General features: G+C 62.2%; 8 protein-coding genes. 5 read left to right on the top strand and 3 right to left on the bottom strand.

Going from position 1 to position 11087, the window contains the following annotated elements; genetic code table 11:
- Positions 1-111: 111 nt before the first annotated feature.
- A complete protein-coding gene (locus ACIGHL_RS18130) occupies positions 112-1752 on the bottom strand; it encodes a L,D-transpeptidase family protein (RefSeq protein WP_128119857.1) in 1641 nt (546 codons plus the stop codon).
- A 238-nt stretch (positions 1753-1990) separates the two neighbouring features.
- Between ACIGHL_RS18130 and ACIGHL_RS18125 the strand changes: the two genes are divergently transcribed.
- The gene (locus tag ACIGHL_RS18125; protein ID WP_128119856.1) at positions 1991-2701 is read left to right on the top strand and encodes a murein L,D-transpeptidase catalytic domain family protein; all 711 of its coding nucleotides are present in this window, start codon (positions 1991-1993) and stop codon (positions 2699-2701) included.
- A gap of 71 nt (positions 2702-2772) precedes the next feature.
- Here ACIGHL_RS18125 and tfpB read toward each other — a convergent pair whose 3' ends face one another.
- Positions 2773-4557 (bottom strand): type IV pilus assembly ATPase TfpB, encoded by a 1785-nt coding sequence (gene tfpB / locus ACIGHL_RS18120; protein ID WP_128119855.1) that lies wholly within the window; start codon positions 4555-4557, stop codon positions 2773-2775.
- A 346-nt stretch (positions 4558-4903) separates the two neighbouring features.
- Positions 4904-6271 (bottom strand): CYTH domain-containing protein, encoded by a 1368-nt coding sequence (locus tag ACIGHL_RS18115; RefSeq protein WP_128119854.1) that lies wholly within the window; start codon positions 6269-6271, stop codon positions 4904-4906.
- Between the two features lie 104 nt (positions 6272-6375).
- Here ACIGHL_RS18115 and ACIGHL_RS18110 point away from each other — a divergent pair, with 104 nt between their 5' ends.
- The 4 genes from ACIGHL_RS18110 to argA all read left to right on the top strand — a co-directional run bounded on the left by ACIGHL_RS18110 (position 6376) and on the right by argA (position 11017).
- Positions 6376-7053, top strand: coding sequence for a TIGR00153 family protein (locus tag ACIGHL_RS18110; protein ID WP_045164191.1), 678 nt, complete (start codon positions 6376-6378; stop codon positions 7051-7053).
- A 38-nt stretch (positions 7054-7091) separates the two neighbouring features.
- The gene (locus ACIGHL_RS18105; protein ID WP_128119853.1) at positions 7092-8357 is read left to right on the top strand and encodes an inorganic phosphate transporter; all 1266 of its coding nucleotides are present in this window, start codon (positions 7092-7094) and stop codon (positions 8355-8357) included.
- A gap of 99 nt (positions 8358-8456) precedes the next feature.
- Positions 8457-9614, top strand: coding sequence for an acetylornithine deacetylase (argE, locus tag ACIGHL_RS18100; RefSeq protein WP_128119852.1), 1158 nt, complete (start codon positions 8457-8459; stop codon positions 9612-9614).
- A 101-nt stretch (positions 9615-9715) separates the two neighbouring features.
- Positions 9716-11017: an amino-acid N-acetyltransferase gene (argA, locus tag ACIGHL_RS18095; protein WP_128119851.1), complete on the top strand. Its 1302-nt coding sequence runs from the start codon at positions 9716-9718 to the stop codon at positions 11015-11017.
- Positions 11018-11087: the final 70 nt, after the last annotated feature.

Here is an 11087-nt window from a genome sequence, read left to right as displayed (position 1 = left end):
AGATACCTGTACAGGTCCTAATGCCAAGTAGACCTCGGTCTACGGGCAATCTGCCAGAGCCGCCGGTCTGGTCTTGAGCGGTAGCTCCCAAGTTGTCGTGGCTGGACGGCGTCAGTGCGGGTTGATCGCAGGCCGCACGAGGCCTCGGTCGGCCGCTTGCAGTGCCGCCAGCAGCTTTTGGTCACGGCGGTAGACGTCGGGACGATAGCGCGGCAGCCCGTTGCTGTCGGCTTCGGCTGTCCAGTAGGCCAGGAGTATCGGTGTGGGTTCTGTCGGGCGGTATTCGTAGGTCAGCCCAGTATCAAGCAATTGGGCAACGCGCTCGCGTTCGGCCTCGCTCAGCAGCAAATCAACCAGTTGCATTACCGATTCTACCCTGACACAGCCCGAGCTGAACGCCCGCTGCGAACGTGCGAACAGGCCCTGGCTCGGCGTGTCGTGCAGGTAGATGGAATAGGGGTTGGCGAAACGGATGACCACCCGCCCGAGCGGGTTGTCGGGTCCGGCGGCCTGGCGCAGCAGGATCCGCCCCGGATTGCTCCAGTCGACCGTGGCCGGATCGAGTACACGACCTTCGTAATCGAGCACCTGCATGTTGTGTTGCGCGAGGTAGCCCGGGTTTTCGCGGATCTGCGGCAGCTTGTCCTCACGCAAGATGGTCGGCGGTACGGTCCAGGTCGGGTTGAGCGTGATTCGCGTGACGATCGACTTGATCGAAGGGGTCTGCCGAGTATTGCGGCCCACCTGGCTGCGTGCTTCCCATTGCGGGCTGCTGTCACGGAAGTAGATCACTCGCCCGCCAGCGATATCGACCAGCAGCGAGCGCGGCTCGATGTCAGCGGATAGCCAGCGGAACCGTTCTAGATTTACCCGCAGCTGATTCAGCCGGTCGGCTGGCGTGGCGTTTAGTTCGGTCAGTGTGTCGGCGCCTAGGATGCCGTCGTCCTGCAGGGCATGGCGGCGCTGAAAGGCCTTGAGCGCGTCCACCAGCTGGTCACTGTAGCGATCATCGACGCCGCCCGGCGCGGCGGCCGTTGCGAGCAGGTAGCCGTCTGCGCTCAAACGCTGCCATAGCAGTGGCACACGTGGATCTGACATGCCTGGTCGCAAGGTTTGGCCGGCGGGAATCCGCTGCCATTCTGGCTCCGGTTGATCGCGCAGCCGCGCATAGGCCTTGCGCAAGTTGTTGTACTGCTCCAGCGACGGACGCGCCTTATTGAATGTGTGCTCCAAGTGCTCCAGTCCTTCGCTGGCAATGGACATCAGATGCGCCTCGGCCTTCGGCGTTGCGGCCGCATCGGGGCTGTGCCAGACGGGCTCGATGCGGTCCTGGGGCAGGCGTCCTTGGGCAAGGTGACCTAGGGCCGACAGGTAGGCATGGCTGGCTAATACATCGCTGCACTCGCGGTGCAGCGGATCACGTGTGGCGGTTAGCATCGCCCGACGAATGGCTTCGGGATGGTAAGCCGCAGGTTCCAGTCCATCATCGACCAGCGCTTCGAGCTGCACCAACAGCGCGTCAATCTGCGCATAGGAGGTCCACAACATATCGAACTGCTTGCGCCGATAGAGCTCAGAAAGCCGTTCCAGAGCGGTTGTATCGACATCTGCCAGGGGCTGGCCGCACGCACTTGGGAGGTTCTGCAGGACACCCTGAATTGAGCCGGCGGGCTCAGGTATCGGTTCCGCCGCCGCCAGCCATGGCGCCAGAAGCAATGTGAAAAGCAGACCTGATGTATGTTTTTTGTACAACGCTTCACTCCTGGCGGTCCCGCTGACTGCTAGACTCCGCCGCTGAACAAGCCACGGTGCCTGGAAAACTAGGCCCGTTCAGGCTACTAGAACTTGTTGTATCAGACGACGTGGGAGCGCTGCAGGTCCCGTCTGATTTAATTTCGCTACTTCAATTCGAATATGGGCCTGGTAGCGAGCAGTGGGCGTCGGTCGGCAGGGAAGATCGGCATTGGCGCCCGACGAGGTTACTGTGCAAATGATGGTTTCGCTTCGCCGCCTCTGTTTGGCCGTCGGCTTGCTCATGTCTATGCCGCTGCTGGCTGCTCCACCTGCTTATCAGCCGTTGGTGAACGATCTTGCCCGCGTGGCACCGAGCCTCGATCCGGTAGTGTTGACTCATGCTGTCGCGGCCATGCAGTGCGCCGTGAACCATGGCGCGACGCCGGCTAAACGGTTGGCTGTCATCGATTTTTCGCTGCCTTCGTCAGAGCGCCGGCTGTGGATTTTCGACCTGCAGCGCGGGCGGCTCTTGCTCAAGGATTTCGTCGCACATGGCAACGGGTCGGGCGAAAATCTGGCTACGCGTTTCTCCAACGTCGAAGGTAGCCACCAGTCGAGCATCGGTCTGTTCCGCACTGCAGAAAGCTACAGCGGCAAGCACGGCTACTCGCTGCGCATGGACGGGCTCGAGCCCGGAGTGAACGACTTGGCGCGCGAGCGGGCAATCGTTATCCATCCGGCCGATTACGTGAATCCGGCCTGGATCGCGACGCAGGGACGTATCGGTCGCAGCCAGGGCTGTCCAGCGGTTCGCCCAGAAGTGGCGCGCATGGTGGTCGACAGCCTCAAAGGCGGCCAATTCATGTTCTCCTGGTACCCGGATCAGCAGTGGCTACAGTCGTCGGCTTACCTGAACTGTGAATCGGGCCAGGCGGCCACCTTGATTGCGTCAAGAACTGACAATTAAAAAAGTCGCTCGATGTTTAGAGAGCGAGGTGGATGTGAAAAGGGACATTCACCTCGCCGTTATCCTTTCAGCTATTTCTGTTCGCTTTGCGGCGTGACCCTGAGCACTTCTTCCAAGGTCGAGAGCCCTGCAGCAATCTTCTGCGCGCCAGATAGGCGCAGGCTGTGCATGCCGTCTTTGAACGCCTGACGGCGTAGGGCGATGAGATCGGTGTCGGCGGTGATCAGTGGTTTGATCGCATCGTTGAGCAGCATGATCTCGTAGACCCCGGCGCGGCCGCGATAGCCGGTGTCGCGGCATTCGATGCAGCCCACCGCCTGATGGGCGTTACTCGGCAGCGGGGCATTCCAGGGTTTGGTCAGGGCCTGCCAGTCATCGGCGTCGAGCTTTATGGGCGCCTTGCAGTGTGGGCAAAGTGTGCGCACGAGACGCTGGGCCATCACCCCGAGAAGTGTTGCGCGGAGCAGGTAATGCGGCACGCCGAGTTCCAGCAAACGCGTAATGGCGCTCGGCGCGTCGTTGGTGTGCAGCGTCGAGAGCACCAGGTGGCCGGTGAGTGCCGCCTGGATCGCCATTTCCGCTGTTTCCAGGTCGCGAATCTCACCGACCATGATGATGTCCGGGTCCTGGCGCATCAGCGCACGCACGCCGCTGGCGAAGGTCAGGTCGATGTTGTGCTGGACCTGCATCTGGTTGAAGGCGCCCTCGATCATCTCGATTGGGTCTTCAATGGTGCAGACGTTGACCTCGGGCGTCGCCAGTTGCTTTAGGGTGGTGTAAAGCGTGGTGGTCTTGCCCGAGCCGGTGGGGCCGGTGACAAGGATGATGCCGTTGGGCTGGCCGGTCATGCTCTGCCAGCGGCGCAGATCTTCGGCGGAAAAGCCCAGCTGATCGAAGCCCTTGAGCAGCACTTCCGGATCGAAGATCCGCATCACCATCTTTTCGCCAAACGCCGTCGGTAGGGTGGAGAGGCGCAACTCGACTTCACCGCCGTCCGGCGTCTTGGTCTTGACTCGTCCGTCCTGCGGTTTGCGCTTCTCGGCGACATTCATTCGTCCTAGCGACTTGAGACGGCTGACCACTGCCATCGCTACCTGCGGCGGGAACTGATAGACGTTGTGCAGGACGCCGTCGATGCGAAAGCGCACTGTGCCCTGTTCGCGCCGCGGTTCGATGTGGATGTCGCTGGCACGCTGGTCGAAGGCGTACTGGAACAGCCAGTCGACAATGTTCACCACGTGCGCGTCGTTGGCATCCGGCTCCTGATCGCTGGCGCCGAGATTGAGCAGCTGCTCGAAGTTGCCGGTGCCGCTGATTTTCTGGTCGGTCGCGGTGGCGCCGCTGACCGATTTGGCCAGCCGATAGAACTCGACGGTGAAGCGCTGCAGATCGACGGGGTTGGCCACCACACGCTTGATGGGCCGCTGGAGCACATGGGTGAGGTTGGCTTCCCAACTCTTTACGAAGGGTTGGCTGCTGGCGATGGTCACCGCCGAGCTGTCGACCGCTACCGCGAGGATCTTGTGCCGCTGGGCGAAGGCATAGGACATCAGTGGGGTGACCGCCGCGACGTTGATCTTCAGCGGGTCGATACGCAGGTACGGCTGCCCGGCCTGTTCGGCGAGCCAGACGGTAAGGCTTTCCAGATCGTGTTTCTTGCCGGGACGCGCCAGGTCGTCCAACTGCTGCGCGCCAAGAAACTCCAGCGGGTGCTGCTGGCTGTTCGCTGAACTGCGCCGCAGGGTCATGCATTGCTCAGCAGTTTCCTGCAGTAACCGTCCTTGGGCGACCAGATCTCGCAGCAGATCATTGAGGTCGAGGAAACGGTCCTGGGTGGGCGAGTTCAACACGGACATGGGGCCCTTCGGTCATGGCGGAGACGAGGGCCAAGCTTGCCGATAAATCAGCGCGCTGTCTGCCTGAGCGGTTCAACTTTGCGGGACCGTCCGTAACTGTCGAAGGCTGGCGGCACGCCCGCCGTTACAGCCGCTTGATCGCCAGCTTCGGTAGCGTGGGCTTCACTCACCAGCGTGTGGGGCGGGCATTGACCGCGCGCAATTGGGCAGGTTGGGGGTAGTCAAGTAGGGTGGGCTTCAGCCCACAAGACTCGGGTGGACGGGCACAGGTAAGGGGCTTTGCGATAGCGGTGGGCTAAAGCGGAGCGCCGCCCGGCCCACCCTACGCTCAGTACAGGCCTTGAGCCTATTTTTTTGTCAGCAGCTTCCAGGGCTTGAGCGTCCAAACCGTGCGCGCCTGATCTACCCGAGCATCGAGCAGCTCGTCGTTTAACGGCTGTCCGGCCAGCTCGTAGAGCTTGGCCAGTTCGCCGTAGAGACGGTCGGCTTCCGGCAGCTCCAGCGTGGTCCGAGCCAGGTGCAGCCAGACCAGCAGTCGTTCCATGCGTGGGCGTTGTTCGGCGAGGTCTTCGGGTTGCTGCTGATAACGCAGCAGTTGCAACGCTTCGGCTTCTTCGCCGAGCTGGCGAGGCAGCCAATTGCCCAGCTCCGCGGCGCCCTGGCGGTTGCCACGGTTGTTGCGTCCGCTGGTCCAGCCGCGTTGCAGCAGCCAGAGCGAGGCTCTCAGCGAGAACAGCCCCCAGCGCGGCGCGGCCAATTCGGCGGCAAACTCGTCGGGTGCAGCCTTACGCGCATTCTCGTCGTCCTGACCGGCCTCGATACGCGGGCGCCAGTCCTGGATCAGTGCGTCGAGCTGCTCGCGCAGTTCGCGGCTGGTCGCACGCGGGGCGGCCTGGCCGAGGCTGCCCAGCAGGGCGCGCAGCTCGACCAGTTGCTGCAGCCAGTCGCCGAGCAGTTTCCAGTGGCCGTTAAAGCGGTACTGTTCGGCCAACCGCTGGCTGTTGCCCAGCAGCTGCCAGGCCAGCGCGGCGAAGGCGTCGTCCAGCGGCATGCTCGCCGCAAGCGTCGGTGCGGGCAGGCTCAGCGAGTAGCTGTCGGCGTCATGCAGGCGATAGCCGCGCTCGGCTTTGCTGATGTCGCAAGGCATCAACGGCAGATCAGCGGCCAGCTCGGCGGCCAGTTCCAACAGGGCGTCGGGTTCGCCCTGGCGCAGCTCCAGCTCCAGCTCGCAGATTTCCTCGCTCTGTTTGCCGACCACGACCTTGCCCAGATCCAGCGCCGCTTCGATAACCACCTTGGCCTTGCCGCGACCCCAGGCGATTTCGGCTTTTTCGCGGACGAAGTCCGTGGTGAAAATCGGCTTCAAAGTTTTCTTGTCCAGCTCGGCCAGGCTCGCGGGCCAACACTCGTCCGCGAGTTTTTTCAGGTCCAGCTTGGCCTTGTCCAGGTACCAATCCCACTCGTTACGCTCGGACAGCCCAGCCACGCTCTGGCCGCGGCTTTTTAGCGTCTGAATAAACTGCTCGCCGTCGCGGCGCAGACGCAGCGCGACCTTGGCCTGAGCCAGGTCGCGCTCGGGGGTGTCGTAGTACTGGTTGAACAGTTCGTGCCGCTGCCAGCCGCTCTTGTTGCGTTTCTTCAGCAGCGGATGCTCGCGCAGGGCCGCCAGGGTTTCGCGACTGACGCGCAGTTTGATTTCGGTTTCTTTCTGCATGGTGCCGAGATGATGCCTATGTTTGAGTGTGACCTACGTCACTTGGTAGCGGCCCTTTGAGGTCATCCGTATACTTGCCGCCTTCTGAAGCCGGGGTGTTCCCTATGCCAATCAATCCTTTCGTCAGCCTGTTCGGACGCTCGCCTATCGGGCCGATGCAACAGCACATGGCTAAGTCCCACGAATGTGCCGCCAATCTGGTGCCGCTGTTTCAGGCGATCACGGCCGAAGACTGGGAACGGGTCGAACAGATCCAGAAAGAGATGGCCCGACTGGAAAACGAGGCCGACAAGCTAAAGAAGAGCGTCCGTCAACATCTGCCCAAGAGCCTGTTTCTGCCGGTTCCGCGTTCGGATCTGCTGGAGCTGCTGAGTGTACAGGACAAAATTGCCAACCGTGCCAAGGACATCGCCGGGCTGATGCTGGGCCGTTGCATGACCATTCCGCCGGCCCTGCAGCCGGAAATGATGGCCTTCGTGCAGCGCAGTGTCGACGCCAGCTGCCAGGCGCTGAAAGCGCTCAAGGAACTGGATTCGTTGCTGGAAACCGGCTTTGCCGGTCGTGAAGCCACGCTGGTAGAAAAAATGGTCGAGGAGCTCGAGGAAATCGAACGCGAAACCGACCGCATGCAGATCACGGTGCGCCGCGCGCTGTTCAAGCTGGAAAAGGAATTGCCACCCGTAGACGTGATGTTTCTCTACAAGATCATCGAATGGATCGGTGACGTAGCTGACCGTGCCGAGCGCGTCGGCAACCGTCTGGAACAACTGCTGGCGCGCTGATGCGCCAGCGTCTTTTCTGGTTCAACAGGTAATTCCTTATGTCTTTTATCGCGGAATACGGTTTCGTACTCCTGGTGCTTGCCTGCGCTTTCGGTTTCTTCATGGCATGGGGCGTGGGCGCCAACGATGTGGCCAACGCCATGGGTACTTCCGTCGGTTCCCGGGCGCTGACCATCAAGCAGGCCATCGTTGTGGCCATGATCTTCGAGTTCTGCGGGGCCTATCTGGCCGGTGGCGAAGTCACCGAGACCATCAAGAACGGCATTGTCGACGCAGAAGTCATATCGCCGGATCTGATGGTGCTGGGCATGATGTCGGCGCTATTGGCAGCCGGCACCTGGCTAATGATCGCCACCATGAAAGGCTGGCCGGTTTCCACCACGCACTCGATCATCGGTGCGGTGATCGGCTTTGCCGCGGTCGGTGTGTCCACCGATGCGGTGCACTGGGACGCCATCGGCCCCATCGTCGCCAGTTGGGTGGTGACGCCCATGCTGTCCGGCATCGTCGCCTTTGGCCTGTTCATGAGCGTACAGAAACTGATCATCAACACCGATGATCCGTTTCTCAACGCCAAGCGCTTCGTGCCGCTGTACATGTTCCTGACCGGTTTCATGGTCGCGCTGATGACCGTCACCAAGGGCCTCAAGCATGTCGGCCTGACGCTGAGCGGCGGCCAGGGCATCCTTCTGGCGTTCGCTATCGGTGTGCTGGTGATGCTGGTGGGGATCGCGCTGCTGTCGCGGATCAAGCTTGATGTCGAGGCTGATCGGACCTTTCACTACGCCAGCGTGGAAAAGGTCTTCGCCGTTCTGATGATTTTTACCGCGTGCTCCATGGCTTTCGCCCATGGCGCCAACGACGTGGCCAACGCGGTAGGCCCGCTGGCGGCCGTGGTCGGCGTCATCCAGTCGGGCGGTGCCGCGGAAATCGCTGCCAAGTCTCCGGTGCCGGGCTGGGTGCTGCTGCTGGGCGCCGTCGGTATCGTCATCGGTCTGGCTACCTACGGCTACAAGGTAATCGCCACGATCGGCAAGGAAATCACTGAGCTGACGCCAAGCCGCGGTTTCGCTGCCGAACTTGCGACCGCAACCACCGTTGTCGGTGCCTCCGCCATCGGCCTGCCGGTATCCACCACCCATACGCTGGTCGGCGCGGTTCTGGGCATCGGTATCGCAAGGGGTATTGGCGCGCTGAACCTCGGAGTGGTCGGGTCGATCTTTATGTCCTGGCTGATCACGTTGCCGGCCGGAGCCTTCCTGGCGATTGTGTTCTTCACCATCCTCAAAGCGATCTTCGTCTGATCGGACGCGTTGCCGCTGCTTTTTCCCCTCGGGGGCGCGGCGGCAACGCGTTTCATGTTTCACTGGGCGCCTTCGTCTTTGTCTCCAAGGAGGTCGTCGGTGCCCATCCCCTCGCTCAAAGACCAGTTTGCCGCGCTGATTGCCGCGCCGTCGGTGAGCTGTACTCAGGCCCATTGGGACCAGACCAACCGCCCGGTCATTGACCTGCTTGCGGGCTGGCTGGGCGACCTTGGTTTCAGCTGTGAGGTGCAGGAAGTCACCCCTGGCAAGTTCAACCTGCTCGCCAGCTACGGCAGCGGGCCTGGCGGGCTGGTGTTGGCCGGGCACAGCGATACCGTGCCCTTCGATGCCGAATTGTGGACAGCCGAACCACTCCAACTGCGCGAAGCCGATGACCGCTGGTATGGCCTTGGCGTTTGCGACATGAAAGGCTTCTTCGCGCTGATCATCGAGGCGGTACTGCCCCTGCTCGATCAGCCGTTCCGCCAGCCGCTGCTGATCCTGGCCACCTGCGATGAAGAAAGCTCAATGTCCGGCGCCCGCGCGCTGGCCGATGCCGGCCGGCCGCTGGGGCGCGCCGCGGTGATCGGCGAGCCGACCGGGCTGCGGCCGGTGCGCCTGCACAAAGGCATCATGATGGAAGGCATCGAAATCCAAGGGCAGAGCGGGCATTCGTCCAATCCCGCTTATGGTCATAGCGCCCTGGAAGCCATGCATGACGTCATGACCGAGCTGATGACGCTGCGCCGCGAATGGCAGGGTCAGTACAACAATCCGTTGTTCGACGTACCGCAGCCGACACTCAACCTCGGTTGCATCCACGGCGGTGACAACCCCAATCGCATCTGCGGCCAGTGCTCGCTGGAGTACGATCTGCGGCCGTTGCCGGGGATGGAGCCTGATCAGTTACGCGACGCAATTGCCGGGCGCCTGCGTCCGGTCGCTGACAAACATCAGGTGAAGATCGACCTGGCGCCGCTGTTCCCCAGCGTACCGGCCTTCGATCAGGGCGCTGATGGCGAGCTGGTTAAACTGGCCGAGCGGCTCACCGGACATGCCGCCGAGGCAGTGGCCTTCGCCACCGAAGCGCCTTATCTTCAGCAGCTTGGCTGCGAAACGCTGGTGCTAGGCCCGGGCGATATCGCCTGCGCCCATCAGCCGGATGAGTACCTGGATCTCGACAGGATCGAACCCACCGTGAGGTTGTTGCGCGGGATGATCGAGCACTATTGCCTGCAACCGGCGAGCCGAGGATAGGAGCAGGGCTGGCGACCTCATCGTCGCATGTCCCTGCTCCCTGCCTACCGTACCCGACCCGACTCCCGGACTGAACAAGCTGTTACTGAAGGCTTTTTGCAATGCACAACTACGTCACCTGGCTTCGCGACTCATCGCCCTATATCAATTCGCATCGTGACCGCACCTTCGTGGTCATGCTGCCCGGCGATGGCCTGGAGCATCCCAACTTCGCCAATATTGTTCATGACCTGGTGCTGTTGCACAGCCTTGGCGTGCGCCTGGTGCTGGCGTTCGGCTCACGTCCGCAGATAGAGTCGCGGTTGGCCGCTCGCGGTATCGAGCCGCGCTTTCACCGCGACCTGCGCATCACCGACACGGCAACGCTGGAGTGCGTAATTGATGCCGTCGGGCATATGCGCATTGCGCTTGAAGCGCGTCTTTCCATGGATATGGCAGCTTCGCCCATGCAGGGCGCACGGCTGCGCGTGGCCAGCGGCAACTTCATCACCGCGCGACCCATCGGTGTTCACGATGGCGTCGATTACCAGCACACCGGCGAAGTGCGTCGCGTTGATCGCAAGGGCATCGGCCGCCTGCTGGATGAGCGCACCATCGTGCTGCTCTCGCCGCTGGGCTATTCACCCACCGGTGAAATCTTCAACATCGCCTGCGAAGACATCGCTACCCGTGCCGCCATCGATCTGGAAGCCGACAAGCTGGTGCTCTACGGGTCCGAGCGCGGCCTGCGCGATGAAAGCGGCAAGCTGGTGCGTGAGCTGCGCCCGCCGCAAATTCCGGCCTATGTCGAGCGCCTCGTCGGCACCTATCAGGCCGAGCTGTTGGATGCCGCCGCGCAAGCCTGCAAAGGCGGTGTGCGCCGCAGCCACGTGATCAGCTATGCCGAGGACGGTTCGTTGCTCAATGAGCTGTTCACCCGTGACGGCGGCGATGGCACGTTGGTGACCCAGGAGCAATTCGAGCAGCTGCGCGAGGCGACCATCGAGGACGTCGGCGGGTTGATTGATCTGATCACGCCGCTGGAAGAGCAGGGCATTCTGGTGCGGCGCTCGCGCGAGGTGCTCGAGCGCGAGGTGGAACAATTCAGCATCGTCGAGCGCGACGGGCTGATTATCGCCTGCGCAGCGCTCTACCCAATCGCAGATTCCGACTCGGGCGAGCTGGCCTGCCTGGCGGTCAATCCGGAATATCGTCATGGCGGACGCGGTGACGAGTTGCTCGAGCGTATCGAGGCGCGGGCGCGCAAGTTGGGCCTGAAAACCCTGTTCGTGCTCACCACACGCACGGCGCACTGGTTCCGCGAACGCGGTTTCGAGCCTAGCGGCGTCGAGCGTCTTCCGGCCGCACGGGCCTCGCTCTACAACTTCCAGCGCAATTCGAAGATCTTCGAAAAGGCGCTATAAGGCGGCTGGATCAGCCTTGAGTGGAGCAAGGAGAGCCAGCACGAATGAGGCCGCATTGCGCGACCTTCAT

Origin of the sequence: Pseudomonas sp. NPDC077451 (assembly GCF_044543345.1) — a bacterium.
Taxonomy (GTDB): Bacteria; Pseudomonadota; Gammaproteobacteria; order Pseudomonadales; family Pseudomonadaceae; genus Stutzerimonas.
The sequence above is the reverse complement of the archived record's forward strand: the minus strand, read 5'-3'. Positions and strand labels throughout refer to the sequence as shown.